General features: G+C 71.6%; 22 protein-coding genes. 15 read left to right on the forward strand and 7 right to left on the reverse strand.

The annotated features are described in order from the left end of the window. Positions 1–2 precede the first annotated feature (2 nt). The 10 genes from FR742_RS38525 to FR742_RS38575 all read left to right on the forward strand — a co-directional run bounded on the left by FR742_RS38525 (position 3) and on the right by FR742_RS38575 (position 9,614). Complete coding sequence (locus FR742_RS38525; RefSeq protein WP_187281574.1) at positions 3–824, forward strand: sulfurtransferase; 822 nt, start codon at positions 3–5, stop codon at positions 822–824. Continuing rightward, on the forward strand, positions 821–1,207 hold the full coding sequence (locus FR742_RS38530; RefSeq protein ID WP_187281575.1) for a RidA family protein: 387 nt from the start codon (positions 821–823) through the stop codon (positions 1,205–1,207). The genes FR742_RS38525 and FR742_RS38530 overlap by 4 nt, the downstream gene beginning before the upstream one ends. Before the next feature lie 13 nt (positions 1,208–1,220). Further along, on the forward strand, positions 1,221–1,835 hold the full coding sequence (locus FR742_RS38535; protein WP_148036169.1) for an SRPBCC family protein: 615 nt from the start codon (positions 1,221–1,223) through the stop codon (positions 1,833–1,835). After that, entirely contained in the window at positions 1,835–2,707 is an 873-nt protein-coding gene (locus tag FR742_RS38540) for a xanthine dehydrogenase family protein subunit M (protein ID WP_148036170.1), read from the forward strand. The genes FR742_RS38535 and FR742_RS38540 overlap by 1 nt, the downstream gene beginning before the upstream one ends. Continuing rightward, positions 2,704–3,180, forward strand: coding sequence for a (2Fe-2S)-binding protein (locus FR742_RS38545; protein ID WP_148036171.1), 477 nt, complete (start codon positions 2,704–2,706; stop codon positions 3,178–3,180). The genes FR742_RS38540 and FR742_RS38545 overlap by 4 nt, the downstream gene beginning before the upstream one ends. Continuing rightward, positions 3,177–5,477, forward strand: coding sequence for a xanthine dehydrogenase family protein molybdopterin-binding subunit (locus tag FR742_RS38550; protein ID WP_148036172.1), 2,301 nt, complete (start codon positions 3,177–3,179; stop codon positions 5,475–5,477). The genes FR742_RS38545 and FR742_RS38550 overlap by 4 nt, the downstream gene beginning before the upstream one ends. Beyond that, entirely contained in the window at positions 5,474–6,865 is a 1,392-nt protein-coding gene (locus FR742_RS38555; RefSeq protein ID WP_148036173.1) for a rhodanese-like domain-containing protein, read from the forward strand. The genes FR742_RS38550 and FR742_RS38555 overlap by 4 nt, the downstream gene beginning before the upstream one ends. Further along, the gene (locus FR742_RS38560; RefSeq protein WP_148036174.1) at positions 6,862–7,713 is read left to right on the forward strand and encodes a sulfite exporter TauE/SafE family protein; all 852 of its coding nucleotides are present in this window, start codon (positions 6,862–6,864) and stop codon (positions 7,711–7,713) included. The genes FR742_RS38555 and FR742_RS38560 overlap by 4 nt, the downstream gene beginning before the upstream one ends. A gap of 11 nt (positions 7,714–7,724) precedes the next feature. Further along, the gene (locus FR742_RS38565) at positions 7,725–8,354 is read left to right on the forward strand and encodes a histidine phosphatase family protein (protein WP_148036175.1); all 630 of its coding nucleotides are present in this window, start codon (positions 7,725–7,727) and stop codon (positions 8,352–8,354) included. 312 nt (positions 8,355–8,666) lie between these two features. Beyond that, positions 8,667–9,614 (forward strand): phosphotransferase family protein, encoded by a 948-nt coding sequence (locus tag FR742_RS38575; RefSeq protein ID WP_222709261.1) that lies wholly within the window; start codon positions 8,667–8,669, stop codon positions 9,612–9,614. Between the two features lie 231 nt (positions 9,615–9,845). Here the strand turns inward: FR742_RS38575 and FR742_RS38585 are convergent, their stop codons facing one another. The 3 genes from FR742_RS38585 to FR742_RS38595 all read right to left on the reverse strand — a co-directional run bounded on the left by FR742_RS38585 (position 9,846) and on the right by FR742_RS38595 (position 11,494). After that, the gene (locus tag FR742_RS38585; RefSeq protein ID WP_148036177.1) at positions 9,846–10,328 is read right to left on the reverse strand and encodes a hypothetical protein; all 483 of its coding nucleotides are present in this window, start codon (positions 10,326–10,328) and stop codon (positions 9,846–9,848) included. Between the two features lie 117 nt (positions 10,329–10,445). After that, positions 10,446–11,198: a DUF899 family protein gene (locus FR742_RS38590; protein WP_148036178.1), complete on the reverse strand. Its 753-nt coding sequence runs from the start codon at positions 11,196–11,198 to the stop codon at positions 10,446–10,448. Between the two features lie 110 nt (positions 11,199–11,308). After that, a complete protein-coding gene (locus FR742_RS38595) occupies positions 11,309–11,494 on the reverse strand; it encodes a hypothetical protein (RefSeq protein ID WP_148036179.1) in 186 nt (61 codons plus the stop codon). Between the two features lie 369 nt (positions 11,495–11,863). Here FR742_RS38595 and FR742_RS38600 point away from each other — a divergent pair, with 369 nt between their 5' ends. After that, a complete protein-coding gene (locus FR742_RS38600) occupies positions 11,864–13,996 on the forward strand; it encodes a DEAD/DEAH box helicase (RefSeq protein ID WP_148036180.1) in 2,133 nt (710 codons plus the stop codon). A gap of 8 nt (positions 13,997–14,004) precedes the next feature. Here FR742_RS38600 and FR742_RS38605 read toward each other — a convergent pair whose 3' ends face one another. Next, a complete protein-coding gene (locus FR742_RS38605; protein WP_148036181.1) occupies positions 14,005–14,595 on the reverse strand; it encodes an ABATE domain-containing protein in 591 nt (196 codons plus the stop codon). A 113-nt stretch (positions 14,596–14,708) separates the two neighbouring features. Between FR742_RS38605 and FR742_RS38610 the strand changes: the two genes are divergently transcribed. From FR742_RS38610 to FR742_RS38620, 3 genes are read left to right on the forward strand one after another with little or no spacing between them, the layout of a single operon-like run. Then, positions 14,709–15,161 (forward strand): VOC family protein, encoded by a 453-nt coding sequence (locus FR742_RS38610; RefSeq protein ID WP_148036182.1) that lies wholly within the window; start codon positions 14,709–14,711, stop codon positions 15,159–15,161. 22 nt (positions 15,162–15,183) lie between these two features. Next, complete coding sequence (locus tag FR742_RS38615) at positions 15,184–16,095, forward strand: pyridoxamine 5'-phosphate oxidase family protein (protein WP_148036183.1); 912 nt, start codon at positions 15,184–15,186, stop codon at positions 16,093–16,095. A 16-nt stretch (positions 16,096–16,111) separates the two neighbouring features. Next, the gene (locus tag FR742_RS38620) at positions 16,112–16,567 is read left to right on the forward strand and encodes a nuclear transport factor 2 family protein (RefSeq protein WP_148036184.1); all 456 of its coding nucleotides are present in this window, start codon (positions 16,112–16,114) and stop codon (positions 16,565–16,567) included. 10 nt (positions 16,568–16,577) lie between these two features. Here the strand turns inward: FR742_RS38620 and FR742_RS38625 are convergent, their stop codons facing one another. Beyond that, the gene (locus FR742_RS38625; RefSeq protein ID WP_148036185.1) at positions 16,578–17,453 is read right to left on the reverse strand and encodes a hypothetical protein; all 876 of its coding nucleotides are present in this window, start codon (positions 17,451–17,453) and stop codon (positions 16,578–16,580) included. Between the two features lie 133 nt (positions 17,454–17,586). Between FR742_RS38625 and FR742_RS38630 the strand changes: the two genes are divergently transcribed. Beyond that, positions 17,587–17,877: a YiaA/YiaB family inner membrane protein gene (locus FR742_RS38630; RefSeq protein ID WP_148036186.1), complete on the forward strand. Its 291-nt coding sequence runs from the start codon at positions 17,587–17,589 to the stop codon at positions 17,875–17,877. 6 nt (positions 17,878–17,883) lie between these two features. On the opposite strand, the gene FR742_RS38635 is transcribed toward FR742_RS38630, so the two are convergent. Together FR742_RS38635 and macS are read right to left on the reverse strand one after the other, a co-directional pair. Then, a complete protein-coding gene (locus FR742_RS38635) occupies positions 17,884–18,534 on the reverse strand; it encodes a response regulator transcription factor (RefSeq protein WP_148036187.1) in 651 nt (216 codons plus the stop codon). A 21-nt stretch (positions 18,535–18,555) separates the two neighbouring features. Continuing rightward, a complete protein-coding gene (gene macS / locus FR742_RS38640) occupies positions 18,556–19,671 on the reverse strand; it encodes a MacS family sensor histidine kinase (protein ID WP_148036188.1) in 1,116 nt (371 codons plus the stop codon). Between the last annotated feature and the right edge of the window lie 71 nt (positions 19,672–19,742).

Raw genomic sequence — 19,742 nt, forward strand, 5'->3', positions numbered from 1 at the left:
GGATGAACCAGATCTACCTTGAGCCCGCGGCCCTGGCCGAGGTGCTCGGCCGGCCGGACGTCCGGGTCGTCGACACCCGCGCCTCGCTCGCGGACGGGCCCGGCGGCCGGGACATGTGGGCTGCCGGCCACGTCCCCGGCGCGGTGCACGCCGACTGGATCGAGGACTGGGGCACCACCGTCGACGGCGTCGAGGGGATGCTTCCTGAGCCCGAGGAGTTCGCCAAGGCCATGGCGCGCCTGGGCGTCGGCAACGACACCCTCGTGGTCGCCTACGACGACAACTCCCTGTTCACCGCCTCCCGGCTGGCCTGGGCGCTGCTGCACCACGGCCACCAGCGGGTCGCGATCCTCGACGGCGGCTTCCCCGCCTGGCAGGCGGCCGGCCTCGAGGTCTCCACGGACCAGGCCGACGGCCGCCCGGAGCCGCGCGACTACCGCCCCGGCGCCCCGCAGGGGATGCGCCGGGAGATGGACGAGGTCCGCGCGCTGCTCGGCCGCGACGACGTGACGCTGGTCGACTGCCGGATGGAGGAGACCTTCGCGGCCTCCGAGGGGCGGATCCCCGGCGCCAACCGGCTCCCCTCCCCGAGCCTGATCGGGGAGGACGGCCGCTTCAGGCGCGGTGAGGAAGTCGCCCGGCTGGCCGCCGACGCCGGCGTGGACAAGGACCGCCCCGCGGTCCTCTACTGCGGCGGCGGCGTCTCCGCGGCCGCCGTGCTCATCGCCCTGCGCGACGCCGGCTTCAGCGACCTCGCCCTCTACGACGGCTCGTGGTCCGAATGGTCCCAGCACGCCGACAACCCGATCCAGAGGCACGGATGAACCAGCGAAAGGGCCCGGCGCCGCTCGGCGCCTACGTCCAGACCATGACAGCGGCCGGCCTGTGCTTCGTCTCCGGGCAGGTGCCGGTCGACCGCAACGGCGACACCCTGCCCGCCGACGACCTGGTCGCCCAGGCCGAGCAGGTCTTCGCCAACCTGGAGGGCTGCCTGGCCGACGAGGGCCTGGCGATGTCCGACGTGGTGTCGATCACGACCTACCTGCGCGACGTCGCCGACGGCCCCGAGGTCTCGGCGGTCCGCGCCCGGTTCTTCGGCGACCACCGGCCCACCAGCACCGTCGTGGAGGTCTCCGGGTTCCTCAACCCCGCGTGGCGCCTGGAGGTCCAGGCGATCGCCGTGGCCCGCGAACCCGACAGCGAGTAAGGGAGGAGTCACCGTGCGCATCGACAACCAGTTCATCGTGCCCGCGACCCCGGAGCGGGCGTGGGAGTTCCTCACCGATCTGGGCCGGGTCGCCCCCTGCGTGCCCGGCGCCACCGTGGAGTCCGTCGAGGGCGAGGCGCTCACCGGCCGGGTGGCGCTGCGTATCGGCCCGATGAACATGACCTACACGGGTGAGGCCAGGTTCCTCGTCAAGGACGAGGTGAACAAGGTGGCCACCATCGAGGTCGGCGGCCGCGACGGCCGCGGCGGCGGCACGGTGAAGGCCAAGATCAAGGCCGGTCTGACCGAGGTCCCCGGCGGTACGCAGGTGACCCTGGCGACCGACCTGGGCCTCACCGGCCGGGTCGCCCAACTCGGGCAGGGGCCGATCAAGGACGTGAGCTCGAAGCTGATGCGCCAGTTCGCCGACAGCCTCGCCTCCAGGATCGACGAGCCCGCCCCGGCCGCCGGCAGCCCGGTCGCCCCGGCTGTGGAGGCCGAGCCGATCAACCTGCTCGACGGCTCGCTGGTGCCCAAGAAACAGCTCGCCGGCGCGGCCGCGGGCCTGGTGGCGCTGGTCCTCGCCTTCCTCCTCGGCCGGAGCGTCGGGAGGAGGGAGACCCGCTGATGTCGGACGTACTCACCACGATGGCCTACGAGCGGGCCCGCAGCGTCCCCGAGGCGCTCACCCTGCTCGCCGAGGGAGGCGAGGACACCCGCCCGATCTCGGGAGGCCAGAGCCTGGTGCCGATGATGAACCTCGGCCTGGCCGCGCCCGCGTTCCTGGTCGACGTGTCAGGCATCCCCGCGCTGCGCACGATCGGCGTCGACGGCGGACACCTCGTCGTCGGCGCGGCGGTCACCCACGCCGAACTGACCACCGACCCGCTGGTCGCCGAGCACGCGCCGCTGCTCGCGATGGCCGCGGCCCACATCGGCAGCCGGCGGATCCGCAACCGCGGCACCATCGGCGGCTCGGTCTCCCACGGGGACGCGGCGGCCGAGCTGCCGGTGAGCTGCCACGTACTGGAGGCCGACTACCGGGTCGAGAGCCTGGGCCGCCAGGAGTGGCGCCCGGCGCGGGAGTTCTCGCTGGGCTACTACCAGACCGACCTCCGCTCGGGTGAGCTGGTGACGGCGGTCCGGATACCGCTGCGCCCGCGCCACGGGTGGGGCTTCCACGAGTACTCACGCCGCGCCGGCGACTTCGCCCTGGCCTCCGCCGCCGCGGGCGTCGCGCTGGACGGCGACCGGATCAGGAGCGCGGCCGTCGCCGTGACCGGCGCCGCCGACCGGCCGCTCCGGCTGGAAGCGGTCGAGCGACGGCTCACCGGTGTCACCGCCGCGGAGGCGGAGCGGGTGATGTCGGGCCTGGCCGCGGCTCTCGACGTCGCCGACGACCCGTACACCAAGGGTGCGGACCGGGCCCGGCTGATCGAGGCGATGGCGGTGCGGGCGGTCAGGGACGCCTGCGCCGACGCGAGGAGGGAACAGGCATGAGCCACGTCGAGACCCGGATGACACTCAACGGCAAGGAGGTCACCGGTCACGCGCCCGCCGACACCACGCTGGTGCGCTGGCTGCGCGAGCAGGCCCACGCCTACGAGGTCAAGGAGGGCTGCAACGAGGGCACCTGCGGGACCTGTACGGTGCTCGTCGACGGCCGGTCGGCGACCGGCTGCACCACCCTGGCGGTCCAGGTCGACGGCGCGCGGGTGGAGACCAGCGCGTCCCTGGCCGAAGGCGAGGAGCTGAGCCCGCTGCAGGCGAAGTTCTGGGAGACCGGCGCTTCCCAGTGCGGCTTCTGCACGCAGGGGATGCTGATGTCGGCCGTCGAGCTGCTCCGCTCCGGCGACGAGGTCACGCCCGCCAAGGTGCGCGAGCACCTGCACGGCAACCTCTGCCGGTGCACCGGCTACCAGGCGATCGTGGACGCCGTGGTCAAGGCGGCGGAGGAGGGGGCGACCCGATGACGGAGACGGTCCCGAGCCGCGCCCGGGAGACGACCCGCGTGGTCAACACCGAGGTGAAGCGGCAGGACTCGCGCGAGAAGCTGCTCGGCAAGACCCGCTACGCCGGTGACTTCGACGTCGCCGGGCAGCTCTACGCCCGGCTGGTCCGTTCGCCGCTGCCCTCGGCGCGGATCGTGGCCAAGGACGCGACCGCCGCGCTGGAGGTGCCCGGGGTCGTCACCGTGCTCTTCGGCGAGGACGTGCCGAACAACGAGATCCCGACCAACACCGCCGGGATCAAGGGGCGGCCGCTGCCGCCGTCCTGGGTGCTGGCCACCGAGCGGGTGCGCTACCACGGCGAACCGGTCGCGCTGGTGGTGGCCGAGAACACGCGGGCGCTGGCCGCCGCCGAGGCGCTGGTGGAGATCGAGTACGACGCGCTCCCCGTGGTCTCGGACCCGGAGTCCGCGCTGGAGTCCGGCTCGGCGCGGGTGCACGAGGGCGGCAACCTGCTCAGCGAGTGGAACATCGACCGCGGCGACGTCGACAAGGTGTTCGCCGAGGCGCCGATCGTGGTGGAGGGCCGCTACGAGGCGCAGGTCGTCGACCATGCCTACCTGGAGCCGGAGACCGGCATCGGGTGGCTGGACGACGAAGGCGTCATCAACATCAAGGTCTCCACGCAGGAGATCGAGCACTACCGGCGCATCGCGCACGTCGTGGGGCTGCCGGACTCCAAGGTGCGCGTCCAGGCGCCCTACCTCGGCGGCGGCTTCGGCGGCAAGGAGGACATGACCGTCGAGCCGTACATCGCGCTGGCGGTGCAGCGGACCGGCCGGCCGGTGAAGATGACCTGGAGCCGGCAGGAGTCGCTGACCGCGCGGGCCAAGCGGCACCCGGTGCGGATGAGCTACCGGACCGCGGCGACCGAGGACGGCCAGCTGCTGGCCCACGACATCGACATCGTCTCGGACGCGGGCGCCTACCCGCTGCTCAGCGGTTTCGTGCTGCTGTACATCACCCTGAACGCGGCCGGGCCGTACCGCTGCGACAACGTACGGGTGCGCTCGCGCGCGGCCTACACGAACAACACGCCGGGTTCGGCGTTCCGCGGGTTCGGCGGGATGCAGCCGGTGCTGGGCTACGAGGCGCAGATCGACAAGGTCGCCGACGCGGCCGGCCGGGACCGCGTGGAGGTCCGCAAGCGCAACGCCTTCAAGACGGGCGACCGGATCCCCGCCGGACAGCCCATCGAGACCGCCGTGTGGCTGCCGCAGTGCATCGACGCGGTGATGGAGGCGATCGGCCCCCGGCCCGAGCCGTCCTCACCCGAGCACCGGGTGGGTCTGGGACTGGCGTGCAACGTGCAGCCGTACGGGCGGGTGGCGTGGATGAACGACTCCGCGTCCGCATGGGTGGGCTGCGAGCGCGACGGCGGCGTCGTGGTGCGCTGCGGCGTACCCGACGTGGGCGGCGGCCAGGTGTCGTCGCTGGCGCAGATCGCCGCCGAGGTGCTGGGCGTGCCGATCGAGAACGTCACGGTCCACTTCGGCGACAGCGCGCGCACTCCGCTGGCGGGACGGACCACGGCGACCCGGCAGCTCTACATGTCCGGCAACGCGGTGCTGTCGGCGGCCCGCGAGCTCCGCGCCCAGCTGGTGGCGGGTGTGGCGAAGGCGACCGGCTGTGCCGAGCACGACCTGACGCTCGCCGAGGGCGGCGTGCTCACGCCTGAAGGGGTGGTGCCGCTGGCCGAGGTCGTGGCCATGTGCCTGGCGAACGGCGTGGCGATCAACGCGATGAAGACGTACTTCGCGCCCACCGCGAAGCCGGTTACCCAGCTGATCGACTCCGAGCGGATCGTCCCGGACTTCACCTTCGGGGCCCACGCGGCGTACATCGAGGTCGACACCCGGACCGGTGAGGTGCGGCCACTGCGCTACGTCGCCGCCCACGACGTGGGCCGGGCGATCAACCCGCTCAGCGTGCGCGGCCAGATCGAGGGCGCGGTCGTGCAGGGCCTGGGATACGCCCTGTCCGAGCGGATCGTGTACGACGAGGCCGTCAACCTCACCGGCGCCTTCTACCAGTACGCCATCCCGACGGCCGCCGACTGCCCGGAGATCGAGGTGAAGGTCCTGGAGTCCGGCGAGGGCGTGGGGCCGTTCAACGCGCGGGGCATCGGGGAGCCGCCGATCGGGCCGTGCGCGGCCACGATCGCCAGCGCGGTCGAGGACGCCGTGGGCGCCAGGCCCACCACCCTGCCGATGCTCGCCGAACGCGTGCTGAAGTGCGTCGACGAAGGGGGCCGGGCATGACCCCCACCGGCGTCACCCCGCAACGGACGCTGTCGATCGTGCCGATCGACACCCCGAGCCTGGGTGACCGCAGCTACCTGGTGCACGACGGATCGGTGGCGTTCGTGGTGGACCCGCAGCGCGACATCGACCGGGTGCTGGAGGTGCTGGACCGCGAGGGCCTGTCGCTGACGCACGTGTTCGAGACCCACGTCCACAACGACTACGTCACCGGCGGGCTCGCGCTGGCCAGGGAGACCGGCGCGGCGTACCTGCTCAACGGCAGGGACGAGGTCGCCTTCGACCGGGAGCCGCTCCACGACGGGCAGTCGCTCGGGATCGGGGACCGGATCCGGGTGGAGGTCGTGGCCACGCCGGGGCACACCTTCAACCACCTCTCCTACGTGCTGCACGACCGGCACTCGGGGCAGGGGCTGGCGGTCTTCTCCGGAGGGTCGCTGCTCTACGGCTCGACCGGGCGGCCGGACCTGCTGGGCGAGGAGCACACCGACCGGCTGGCCCGGTTGCAGCACGGCTCGGCGCGGCGGCTGCGCGAGCTGCTGCCGGACGACGCGCTGCTCTACCCGACCCACGGGTTCGGCTCGTTCTGCTCGGCCACGCAGTCCGACGCCGCGGAGTCCACCATCGGCATGGAGCGTTCCACCAACCCCGTGCTGCTGCACGACGAGGACACCTACGTCCGGCAGCTGCTGGAAGGGCTGGGCGACTGGCCGGCGTACTACGTCCACATGGCGTCGCTGAACAGCGCCGGTCCTGAGCGGCCCGATCTGACGTTCCCGCGCGAGGCGACGCCGGAGGAGATCCGGCGCCGCGTCGACGCGGGCGAGTGGGTGGTCGACCTGCGGAACAGGACGGCCTTCGCGGCCGGCCACGTGCCGGGCAGCTTCAACTTCGGGCTGGACGGCTCGTTCGCGACCAACCTGGGCTGGTTGTTCGACTGGGGAACCCCGATCACCCTGCTGGGCGAACTGCCCGAGCACGTCTCACAGGCGCAGCGCGAGCTGGTACGGATCGGCATCGACCGTCCGGTGGCCGCGGCCACCGGAGGTCCCGGTCAGTGGAGCGACCGGGAGCCGGCCGCCTTCGGCCAGGCCGACTTCCGCCGCCTCGCCGAGGTGCTGCGGGAGCGGCCGGTCGTGGTCCTGGACGTACGGCGGACCGACGAGTTCGAGGCCGGGCACATCGAGGGCGCGGTGAACGCGCCGCTGCACGAGCTGCGGTCATCGGACCTGCCCGGCGGGGAGCTGTGGATCCACTGCCAGAGCGGCTACCGCGCCTCGGTGGCGGCGTCGCTGCTCGCCGCGGCGGGCCGGGACGTGGTGGCGGTCGACGACCACTTCGGCGAGGCGGCGGGCGCCGGCCTCACGGTGACGAGCGGAGGGGCATGACCCTCGCCGTCGTGCTGGCGCTCTCATTACTGGTCGGCGTCGCGCTCGGCGCTCTGGGGGGTGGCGGCTCGATCCTGACGGTGCCGATCCTGGTCTACGTCGCGGGGCTGGAGCCGAAGCAGGCGATCGCCACCTCCCTGCTGGTCGTGGCCGCCACCTCGGTCGCCGGGGCGGTCACCCACGCCCGCGCGGGCCGGATCCGGTGGCGGACGGGTGTGCTCTTCGGCGCCGGCGGGATGGTCGGCGCCTTCGGCGGCGGCATACTCGGCGGTTACGTACCCGGGCGGCTCCTGCTGATCGGCTTCGCGCTGATGATGGTCGCCACCTCCATCGCGATGCTCCGCGCCCGGCGTACCGAACCGGCGCACGCCCGCGGCGACGTGGCCGTGGTCCGCGCCCTGATCGACGGCGTGGTGGTCGGCCTGGTGACCGGACTGGTCGGCGCCGGGGGAGGGTTCCTCGTCGTCCCCGCCCTCGCGCTGCTCGGCGGGCTGCCGATGGCCGCCGCGGTCGGCACCTCGCTGATCGTGATCGCGATGAAGTCCTTCGCCGGCCTCGCCGGCTACCTGACCAGCGTCTCCATCGCCTGGAACCTCGCCATCGGCGTCACCGCGGCCGCCATCCTCGGCAGCGTGCTCGGCGGCTGGCTCGCCGGACGGATCCCCGAAGCCCGGCTGCGGAGCGTCTTCGGCTGGTTCGTGCTGGTGATGGGGGCGTTCGTGCTGCTGGAGCAGGCGGCGCCGCCCGGCGGGCTGCTCCCTGGCATGGTGATACTGGCCGCGGTGGGACTCGTGGCCGGTGCGTGGCGCGTGTGGACGGTGCGTGCCCGCAGCACGTCGGTGTCATAGGTGGAGTTGCGATGGCTGTGATCTATCTCGTCAGGCACGGGCAGGCGTCGTTCGGCGCGGCGGACTACGACGCCCTGAGCGAGCTCGGCCGTCACCAGGCCCGGCTCGTCGGTCAGGAGCTCTTGGGCCGGGCGCGCGAGCCGCTGCTCGTTTCCGGGACGCTGCGGCGGCAGAAGGACACCGCCGCGCTGCTCGGACTGCCGGCCGCCGTCCCCGTCGAGGACCCGCGCTGGAACGAGTACGACCACCTCGGGCTCGTCCGCCGGTACCTGGACGATGGCACTTCGCACACCACCGGCGACAGCCGCCAGTTCCAGACCCACCTCGACCAGGCACTCAAGCAGTGGATCGAGCAAGGCCACCCGGGAGGATGGGACACCTTCGCCGGCTCCGCGGTCGAAGCGCTGCACGCCATCCCCGATCGTCTCGCGCCTGGTCAGGACGCTGTCGTGGTGACCTCAGCCGGCGTCATCGCCGCCACGGCAGGCTCACTCCTGGAGGTCCCGGCCACCGGCGTCGTCGCACTCAACCGCGTCATGGTGAACGCGTCCATCACAGCCGTGCTGGCGGGCTCCTCAGGGCTGAGCCTGCTGTCGTACAACGAGCACGCGCACCTGGGGGCATCGCGGACCTACCGCTGAGCTGCTGTCCAGTCCGTGAGTCTCGGCAGCGCCGCGGACGGTCGTCGGGCGAGAACGCCTGCATTTTCGACCCCGACATCAGGTGTGGCCACACCGTCCATGCCCAAGCGCGGGCGGTCGCCGGCGGCGGCGGCACGTCGTGCAGCATGGAGGCTCTTCTCGCCGGGGCCCGGGTCCCCGGAGTGCTCGCGGAGAATCGGGCGGATACGGCCCTGACCTGATGGGGTCCCGGCAGGAAAACGAAGGAGCACCTGACCTGCGGTGAAGGCTGCGTTGGACGGGTTGGTGATCAAAGCGACTAGATTACGTGGGGTGACCGCGGACGACGACGTGCCCTCCGACCTCTCGCATCTCGGCGCGCCGATCGGGCCGATGATCCGTGTCCAGGGCGGGTCGGCCAACCGGCTGTACCGGCTCGACACCGACCAGGGGTCGTTCGCGGTGAAGGAGTTGAACCTCGTCGACCGCCGCTGGACCTACCACGTCGAGGACGTGTTCAGGTTCGAGCGGGCGGCCTTCGCTGCCGGCATTCCGATGCCAGAGCCGATCTCGGCCAGCCACCACACGCTCGTCCACCGGTGGGTCGAGGGAGAGAAGGTGCCCGAAGCACCGGTGTCGGCGGCGTACGCGTTCGAGATCGGTGAGATCCTCGCACGCATCCACGCACTCGACGTCGAGTGGACCCACGTGTCGATCGAGGACCCGACGTCACGGGACTGGCCCGAACTCGCCGAGCGGGCGGCGTCGACCGGACAACCGTGGGCCGATGAACTCGCCTCCCACGTCGAGACATTCCTCGCGATCGCCCACTTCGTCGACACCTGCGAACGGCCAGGCCCCGTCGTGCTGACCCACAAGGACATCCAACCGTGGAACCTGCTCGCTCGAGACGGTCGACCGGTGGTGCTCGACTGGGAGCTCTCGGGGATGCTCGACCTGGCCAGTGAGCTCGGCTCGACCGCGCTGAGCCTCGCGAAGGGATCTGGCTTCGACGACATCGAGCCGACCATCTTCCGCTCGGTACTCGACGGTTACGTCGCGGGGGGCGGAGCGCTGCCGCCGTCGGGTCCAAGCTGGTTCGTGTTCATGATCGGCGGCTGGCTGGGGTTCACGAGGTGGAACATCCTCCGCTGCCTCGCCGGTGTCGAGGCGAGCACCGGCCCTGCCCTCGCGCTGTCGCACGAGTCCGTGCGCAACGGCGTGCGCGGCCTCCCCGACATGTTCGGCCGCCTTCCGGAGCTCGAGGCGCTGCTCGTGTGACAGTGACCCGCTTCTGTGCCGGGTGCGCGGCGTAACCCGCGCTCCCGATCCCGCTCACCTCCAGCGGTGGGGCGGCCGGGACGCGGATGTGATCGGGCCACCGGGCCGCGACCAGGATCCAGTCGTCCCGCTCGGCCTCCACCACCCGCTCTGACGCCCCGATCTCCCGAAGCCGATCGAGATAGCAGACGACCTACGGCGGCGAGTTGCGTGATCTGCTTGCGGCCGGCCTCAAGCAGATCGATCTCCTCGCGCAGGTGGCTGTCGATCCGCCATTCGTGATTTCCGGGCGAGACAGGCGCAGTGGCCGAGCCCGGCGAGTCCGGCGAGCGTCCCCTGCACCGTCACGCCGAGCAGGAGCCAGTGTGGCCAGGTCGTGACCGGGGCGTCGCCACGCGACCATAACGTCAGGGCGAAGGTGGTGAGGCCGGCGCCCAGCAGGACGCCGCTCATGACCGTGTACCGATGCCGGGACAGCGTCCGCCCCGTCCGGGCGAGCAGCACGGGCCAGGAGAAGATCGCCAAGTATTGCAGCGCGCCGCCGATGAGGTAGCCCGCGAGCTGGAGGAGAGACGCCGACGCGAAGCCCTGGTGCGTCCAGTCGAACATCTTGCCGAGCCATGAACCCGTCGCCCAGACGATCGTCAACGCGGCGGCGAGGACGAGGAACACGCCGACCGTCCCGCGGCCGTCGGTGGCAGGCGTGTCGCTCATGTCCGGTGCCGCTCCTCGCCGGCGGTCTCCACGCTGACCGTCGCTCGCCTGCAAGGAATGCAGGTCGGGGTGGCCGCCGTTCGATCACTGTACGGGCAGGAAAGGCCATCCAGCCGGTCAGTGGTCGCCTTGGCGGCCGAGGGTGTCCACCGGGGTCGCGCCGGGGCGGGTCCACTGTGGTGCGGGGCGGCTGGTGGGGCCCCAGGTGGCGTTGCCGTTCGCGTCCGAGCGCCAGTACCAGCAGGCGTGGCGCCCCTCGGGCCAGCCCTCCGGCTTGTCCTCCCACGCCTCGCCGCGGCCGTAAGGCGTCATGTCGAGCAGGGCGAAGGACCCGTCGGCGGACTCGGTGCCACGACCCGTCGTGGAGTAGGTGAGGAATACGCGGTCGCCGTCGCGCAGGAAGGAGGTGAAGTAACCCATCTCTCCACCCACCGGCTCGTCCACGTCGCGCACCGAGTACCAAGGCTGGGTGTAGCCCATGAAGTCGACGAAGGGGGCCACCTCGTCCCAGGCGCCCGTGGTCAGGATGGCGAACGAGACGCCGCGGGCGTTGAGGTAGACGGCGTCCTTCAGGTGCCAGGCCGTGACGGTGCAGCCTTCGCACTGCCCCTGGTGCGGCGCGCCGTCGTGCCACATGTGCTTGTAGACCACGAGCTCGTCGCGGCCCTGGAACAGGTCCAGGAACGGGACCGGGCCGTCGGCTCCGACGACCTCGACCGTACCGTCGAACTCCACCATCGGCAGCCGGCGGCGGGCGGCGGCGATGGCGTCGCCCTCGCGGGTGTGGGCCTTCTCGCGGACCAGGAGCTTGTCACGGGCGGCCTGCCAGGTGGCGAGGTCGACGACGGGCGGGCGGCCGGGCAGTGTCATGGTGTCCTCCGTGGTCCTCGTGACGGGCGGCGTCGTACGACGCCATGGCGGTCATGAGAACAGACCCGCGACCCGGCCGGAACTCGTCGCGGCCGGGGCTTGAAAAGGTTTTAGGAGTGGGTGGCGCGGATCTCCGTCACCGTGAACGCGTCGACGATGTGCCGGTTCTGCACCAGGAAGCCCACGACGCCCGCCACCGCCTCCGCGGCCAAGGTGGCTCTCACCTGCGCGGTCAGGAGGTAGACGAGGGGGGTCGACGGCTGGGTGAGGGTGAGGGCGCGGTCGTGGCGGTGCACGTCCTGCAGTGCCCTGATCGGGATCGGCCGCTCGGTGGTGAACCAGGCCGCGACCTCCCACAGCGGCAGGGCCGGGTCGGCGTCGGCCGAGGCGTGGTAGCAGGTGACGCAGCCGTGCCCGGCGTGCCGGTCGTGCGGGCAGGTCCACTGGGCGACGTCGGCCCGGGTGTGGTCACGAGTGCTCAGGATCGCCGCTTCTGTGACGCGGCGGCGCGCCGGCCTCGGCCGGTCCTCCCACGGAGAGAAAGCGTCGCTGCCGATGATGGCATCCCTTCGGTCAGATGCGTCGAAACCTGGTCAAACTACCCGGTCGGCACCCGCCCAAGCAGCGGGACACGATCTCGGACTGGGGAAGATACGTTCTGACCTATGGAACCACCCTCTGCCGGGGATGTTCGAGACCTGTTACGGCGCGCGCGGCGGCTGCTGGGCGACGCGCGAGACCTGGTGGTCGAGCACGAACGAGCGGTCGCCGAGGTCCGCGACGCTCTCGGACCGCTCCGCGACCGGCAGGCCGAGGCGGAACTCGACGCCATGCCGGTGTCCCGGCTGAAGGACGTCACCAGCGGTCGGCTGCGGATCGGGGCGCTGGAGGAAGCCGGCTACACCACCGTACGGAGCGTTCTGCGAGCGATGCCGTACGAGCTGCAGAAGCTGCCGGGAGTCGGGCCGCAGACCCGCAAGCAGGCGCAGAAGGCGGCCGAGGGCATCGCGCTCGCCACGAGGCGGTCCCGCACCGTCCACATCGACGTCGACGACCGGGACGCCGAGACCACCCGGCTGCTCCTGGCGCTGCACCGGCTGGTCGCCGTCGGTCCCGAGTTGCCCCGCGCCCGTCGTACGGCCGAGGCGGTCGGGGGAAGGCTGAGAGAGCTGATTCCCCAGGCTCGCCCCATCGGCAACTGGCTGCGCAGGCTGCTGTCGGGAAGCCGCCGCCGCGCCCGCGCCGAGCGGGCCGTGGAGCGGATCGCCGCCCTGCTGGCCAGCGAGACCGAGACCAGGCTGCTCATCGCCCAGGCGACCACTGACCTGCTGCGCCCGCCGCCGGACGGGGCCCTGGCGTGGATCGACTTCGAGATCCACGCGGCCGACTACTACAACCTGCTGGCGGAGCTCTCCGCCCTGGCGCCGTCGGACCGGACCGCCGCCGAGGGCTTCCTGCCCGGCGATCTGGCCGAGCGGGTCAGGGAGCAGGAGCTCGACGACACCCTGCGGCGGGTCTCGCTCCGCGGCTATCAGGCGTTCGGCGCCCGGTTCGCGCTCGCCCAGCGCCGGGTGATCCTCGGTGACGACATGGGGCTGGGCAAGACGATCCAGGCGATCGCCGTCATGGCGCACCTGCACGCGCGGGGCACGACGCATTCCCTGGTGGTCTGCCCGGCGAGCGTGCTGGTCAACTGGCTGCGCGAGATCGAGACCCGCAGTTCGCTCAAGACCTATCGGCTCCATGGCGACGATCGCCGCCTGGCTCACGCCGCGTGGCTCGAACGCGGCGGGGTCGCGGTCACGACGTACGCCGGGCTGCACACGCTGGAGATCGAGCCGCGGGTGGGGGTGCTCGTCGTCGACGAGGCGCACTACGTGAAGAATCGGCAGGCCCGCCGCTCCAAGGCCGTGGCCGGGTGGTGCGACCGGGTCGGCAGGGTCCTGTTCATGACCGGCACGCCGATGGAGAACCGGATCGAGGAGTTCCGCTCGCTCGTGGACTACCTCCAGCCGGGGTTGTCCGGCACGGTCGGGGTGAATGACAGCGCGCAGGCGTTCCGCCGCGCCGTCGCGCCCGTCTATCTGCGCCGCAACCAGCAGGACGTGGTCACGGAGCTGCCCGATCTGGTGCACATGGACGAGTGGGAGGAGTTCAGTACGGCCGACGCCGAGGCCTACCGGGACGCGGTGGCGTCGGGCAGGTTCATGACGATGCGCCGCGCGGCCTACGCGGTGCCGGAGAAGTCCGCCAAGCTGGAACGGCTGCGCGAACTGGTCGACGAGGCGGCCGAGGCGGAGCTCAAGGTCGTGGTGTTCTCCTACTTCCGCGACGTGCTCGCCGCCGTCGGCCAGGCCCTCGGCTCTCCGGTCCACGGGCCGCTCAGCGGCGAGCTGGCACCGGAGCGCCGCCAGGGGGTGATCGACGCCTTCACCGCGGCCCGGGGTCACGCGGTGCTGCTCGCGCAGATCCAGACGGGCGGGGTGGGGCTCAACCTCCAGGCGGCCTCCGTCGTGATCATCTGCGAGCCCCAGGTCAAGCCGACCATGGAGAGCCAGGCCGTGGCCCGCGCGTACCGCATGGGCCAGGTGCGGCGCGTGCAGGTGCACCGCCTTCTCACGCCCGACAGCATGGACGAGCGGCTGCTGCAGATCATGAACGCCAAGGCCACGCTGTTCGACGCCTACGCCAGGCGCAGCCATCTCGCCGAGTCGACGCCGGACGCCATCGACATCTCGGAGGAGACGCTGGCCGAGCAGATCGTCAGGGAGGAACGGCAACGCCTGGCCGCAGGGTGACACCGGTACTACTCGGCGGTCTTCTTCTTGGCGTAGTGGCGGGCGGCTCGGGCCCGGTTGCCGCAGCCGGCCGAGCACCATTCGCGCCGGGGGGTGTCGCGGAGGAAGTAGAGCACGCAGCCGGGGCCGTGGCAGGCGTGCACCTCGTGCCGGGCCGGCCCGGCGAAGAGGACGACGGCCTCCTCGGCCAGGGCGGCGAGGGCCGCCGTGACCGGGCGGCCGGTGCTGCGGACCGTCGTGTGCGGCTCGGGGGCGGTGCGCAGCTCCCGCCATCGCGGGGCCAGGCCGGCATGACGGTTGAGGGTCGTGACGGTGTCCGGATCGGGGTCGTGGTCCGCTACGGCGGCGGCCGCCAGGGCCCGGATGACGTCCCGGAGCTCCCTGGCGAGCTGGAGGTCGCCTTCGCCCACGTCCTGGAGGTCGGCGTCCGTGACGGGGACGGCGAGGCGCGGGCGCAGGTCGCGCAGCCACGCGGTCAGGTGCTCGACGGTCAGCAGGCCGTCCTGGAGGCGGCCGCGGACCGCGTAGGCGGTGTTGGCGAGTTCGAGCGGAGGTGGCTCGCCGAGAAGGGGAGCACCGCCGCCGGGGAGCTGTGCCACGTCCACTTTCTAATGCTTCCTTCCGCTTGACACCGTAAGAAACCTCCGCAACCATTCTAATGGATGATGACTGATGCGGCCGTTAGATCGGTCGCCTGCAAGGGAGGTCCAGCATGAACGCTCCGGTCCTGAAGACCGGGCACGTCGGCCTGAACGTGACTGATCTAACCCGTTCCATCGCCTTCTACCGCCAGGTCTTCGGCTTCGACGTCCTCGGCGAGCAGGCCGAGGGGGATCGCAGGTTCGCGTTCCTCGGCCGGGACGGCGGGCTGATGGTGACGCTGTGGCAGCAGAGCGACGGCGGCTTCGCCGCCGACCGGCCCGGACTGCACCATCTGGCGTTCCAGGTGCCCGACATCGAGGCGGTGCGCCGTGCCGAGGCCACCTTGCGCGACCTCGGCGTGCCGCTCGTCTACGACGGCGTGGTGCCGCACGGGGAGGGCGCCTCCTCCGGCGGCGTGTTCTTCACCGACCCGGACGGCATCCGCCTGGAGATCTACGCGCCGACCGGCGCCGACACCGCGCCCGCGCCGACGCAGGGCGCGCCGACCTGCGGTTTCTTCTGATACCGCGCGGAAGGAACTGACCATGCTCCACCAAGGTGAACACACGGTGCAGCGCCGCGCCGGTCTGACCCGCGACAGATGGGGGTCGGCCCGCGTCGGCGCGACCGTCCCGCCGGTGGCCGCGGACTTCGCCGGCCGGCAGCGGCTGGTGGTGGTCGCGGCCGCCGACGACGCCGGCGCGGCCTGGACCGGCGTGATCACCGGTCCGCCCGGGTTCATCGCCGCGCCCGACGACCGCACGCTCGTCGTCGGGCGGCTCCCCGCTGCCGGGGATCCGCTCGCGGGCCTGTTCGACGCCGAGCGGGACATCGGCATGCTCATGATCGAGCCCGGCAGCCGCAAACGGATGCGCGTCAACGGGCGAGCCGGCAGAGATGGCGACCGGCTGCTGGTGCGTACAGCACAGGTGTATTCCAACTGCCCCAAATACATCCAGACTCGTACGTACGCCAACGAGACGGTACGAGGGGACGCGGTCGCCGGCGGCGAGCTGACCGCCGGGCAGCAGCGGTGGATCGCCGGCGCCGACACGTTCTTCATCGGCACCTACGCGCCCGGCCAGGGCGCGGACGCGTCGCATCGGGGCGGCAACCCCGGCTTCGTCACCGTGACCGGCGACCGGCGGCTGACCTGGCCCGACTACACGGGCAACGCCATGTACATGACGTTGGGCAACCTCGAACTCGAACCCCGCTGCGGGCTGCTGTTCCTCGACTGGGAGAACGGGGACACGCTGCACCTGACCGGCCGCGCCCGCGTCGACTGGGACCCTGACAGGGCCGCGACGGTCCCCGGCGCCAAGCGGCTCGTCGACTTCTCCGTCGAGCGGGTGGTCCAGATTTCCGGCGGTATGGGGCAGCGCTGGGCTTTCGGCGAATACTCCCGCTTCAACCCGGAAGGAAGCAAAGAGGCTTCTTCCGCCACCGCACACTGATCACCAAGGAGTACGCATGACCCCGCCACCCGTCCCGCCTTTCACGGCCGAGACCGCCCGGGCCAAGGTCCAGGCGGCCGAGAACGCCTGGAACACCCGCGACCCGCGCCGCGTGGCCCTCGCCTACACTCCCGACTCGGTCTGGCGCAACCGCGACGAGTTCGTCACCGGCCGGGACGAGATCATCGCCTTCCTGACCCGTAAGTGGGAGAAGGAGCTCGACTACGTGCTCCGCAAGGAGCTCTGGGCCTTCACCGACGATCGGATCGCTGTCCGGTTCCAGTACGAATGGCACGACGCCGACGGACAGTGGTGGCGCAGCTACGGTAACGAACTCTGGGAGTTCGACGCGGAAGGGCTGATGCGGCGGCGGGAGGCCAGCATCAACGACGTGGCCATCGCCGAGGAGCAACGGCGCATCTCCGGCTCGCGCCCGGCCGACGAGCTGGGCCGGTCCATCCCGCTCAGGTGACACGCCCGCTTCAGGAGTTCTTCTCGTCCTCCGGGATGTGCGCGTTCTGCTCGCGGACGTACTCCAGCAGGTCACGCTCGTCGATGACCTCATCGGCGGGCGGGGCGGTGACGACGACGCGGGACCCCCAGCCGGTGTAGCGCGTGTCGGTCCGCTTGACCGGCGGCTTCTTCCCCGACCCTGCGGTGTCGGTGGTGGTCAGGCGCTTGAGGAGGCCGTCACGGCCGGTCCAGAGGCGCCAGGCGATCTTCCCCTTGTTCTTCCCGCTGATCGGCCGCCCGGAGGTCCAGCTGATGGCGGCGCCCTTGGAGATCGTGCGCAGGTCCTTGTAGCTCATGGCGCCCCAGTAGAGGAATCCGCCGGAGACGGGCTTGCTCGCCGAGCGCTTCAGCACGGCCTTCAGCGTGGACGGGTCGTACACGCTGATCGGCTGTAGGCTCACGTCCCGATCCATGTCCCGGCCCATGCTCCCCCTGTGCTTCGAGGGGTATCGGATCCACTCCTTGCCCTCCGGGGTCGGCCCGGGATACTGGCCGGCGTCGACGTACACGTCCGCACCGACGCGGATCACGCGGTGGAGCTCCGGTTTCTTCTTCGTCTTCGCCGAGGGCAGGTCCCACCAGGTGTAGTCCGCGGCCGCCGGGCCCGACGGGGCGAGCCGGAGGCGGCCCTTGATCCGGGTCCCGTTCCCGGAGACCGTCGACTTCCCGCCGAAGAAGTAGCGGCTGGTCTCGGAGATCCGGACGCCCTGCTTGTTCACGAGCTGCCGCTTGAGAGCGCGCGCCGGATCCGGCGCGCCCGCCTGGGCGGCGGCGGGACTTGTGGCGAACGGTACGGACGCGATCAGTACGGCGGTCGCCAGGGCGGTCCATCGTCTCACCGGCATATGTCCTCGCTACGGCAATGCTTCCAAGGCGATCGTAACGGGGCCGTCATCGTCACGGCAGTGCCTGCTACTCAGGGCGGATTGGGTACGCGTACTCAGGCGGGCGCCCGGTCCGTGCCGGACGCTGGGTGGCATGACCAAACCAGTCCAGCCCACCATGACCGCCGCTTACTACGCGCAATGCGTCATCTCCTTCGCGGTCGCACTCGGCAGCGTGGGGATCGGCATCGTCTTCCTGCCGGTCAACCCCTGGGTCCGCGCGTTCTTGGCGGTCGCCGTGCTCTACACGGTGACGTCGGCGTTCGGCCTGGCCAAGTGCGTGCGCGATCGGCAGGAGGCGGCGAACACGGCCAGCCGGGTCGACCAGGCGCGCCTGGACAAGCTGCTCTCCGAGCACGACCCGTTCAAGGTCGACAATCTCTGAGCCGGTCTACGCCTCGTCGAGTCCGCGTTCGATCGCGTATCGGACGAGTTCGACGCGGTTGTGGAGCTGGAGCTTGTTCAAGGTGTTCTGCACGTGGTTCTGCACGGTCCGGTGGCTGAGGACGAGCCGTTCGGCTATCTGCCTGTACGACAGGCCCTTGGCGACCAGGCGGAGCACCTCGGTCTCGCGGTCGGTGAGGCGGGGGCCGTCGTCGGAAGGTCGCTGGGTGGCGAGGCGGCGATACTCGCCGAGCACCAGGCCGGCCAGGCCGGGGGTGAAGACCGGCTCCCCTTCGGCCGTGCGCTTGACGGCGTCGAGGAACTCCTCCCGGCTCGCCGACTTGACCAGGTAGCCGGAGGCGCCGGCCTTGACGGCTTCGAGCACGTCCTCGTGCTCGCCGCTCGCCGACAGCATCAGGACGCGGGGCGGATGCTCGGACGCGGCCAGCCCTCTGGCCACTTCCGCGCCGGGCAGGTCGGGCAGCCTCAGGTCGAGGACGACCACCTCGGGGCGTACGGCGCCGGCGACGCGGAGCGCCTGGTGGCCCTCGCCGGTGGTCGCCACCACCTGGTATCCGGCGTGCTCCAGGTCGCGGGCGACCGCGTCCCGCCACATCGGATGGTCGTCCACCACCATCACCCGCAGTGCGCTGGTCATGCCGTAACTGTAGACCCGGGTTCACGTGTGGACGGGGATGACGAATTCGACCTCGGTCCCCTGACCGGGCACGGACGTGAAGCCGACGGTGCCGCCGACGCCGGCGATCCGGCCCTTGATGGACTGCGCGATGCCGAGCCTGCCCTCCGTCTCGGCCTCCTCCAGTCGTCCGGCGGGGATGCCGGGGCCCTCGTCGCGCACGGTGATGGTCACCGTGTCGCCGTCGTGCTCGGCGAAGACCCAGGCCCTGGCGTGCTCGCCGCAGTGCCGCCTGACGTTGTCGAGCGCCGCGCCGACGGCGGCGACCACCTCGTCGGCCTGACGGGCGGGGAGCGGCACGGGGGTGGCCGGCGCCGAGACGGTGACCGCCGGTGTGGTGAACCGGCGTAAGCGGGCGCCCACGTCGACGAGGCCCGCGCTGTCCTGTGCCGCCGGGGCCGGGCCGCTGCGGATCAGCTCCCGTACCGCCGCTTCCTGCTCTCCGGCGAGCCGTCCCAGCTCGGCGGCCTCCCCGCCGATCTCCTGCCCGCGGCGCTGCATCAGCGCCAGGACCTGGAGGACCGAGTCGTGGATCCCGCGGGCCAGCCGCTCGCGTTCCCGGTTGGCCGCCTCCAGCTCGGCGGCCTGCTGGAGACGCTCTTCCGCCTGCTTGGTCAGCCGCGCCACGTGCCCGACGACGGCCCCGGCGAGGATGAGCAGGACGGCTCCGTTGACCGGGACGGAGAGGTTGAACTCGTGCAGCCCGCGCAGCCACAGGTCGGCCAGCGACAGGACGACGGCCGCGACCGCGCCCGCCCGCCGCCCGCCGTAGACGGCCCAGGCGAGCACGGGCGCGCCGACCCAGGTCGCCGTGACCGGCATCAGACCCGCCTGCCCGGCCTGGGATCCCTGGACGTAGGGCGAGGCCAGCAGACAGCCGAGGGTGACGAGGACGTCCACCGTGAGGAGCCTGCGGCTTCTCATGGTCGAGTACGCGACGGTGGTGACCACCGTCCAGACCGCCATCACACCGAGGACGAGCCAGCCCGCGAGCGGACGCTGGTAGCCGCCGGCGGTCGCCAGCAGCAGCGCGGCGTAGACCAGGGAGGCGACGCGGTAGACCGCGATCGCCCGCCAGAACGACCCCTCGATCTCCATACGACCCCATCACGCTCGATCGGCGTCCGACTATATGGTGACTCACCCCGGGCGCCGCCTAACGAGCCGCA

The organism is Nonomuraea sp. C10 (assembly GCF_008017515.1).
Classification (GTDB): Bacteria; Actinomycetota; Actinomycetes; order Streptosporangiales; family Streptosporangiaceae; genus Nonomuraea; species Nonomuraea ferruginea.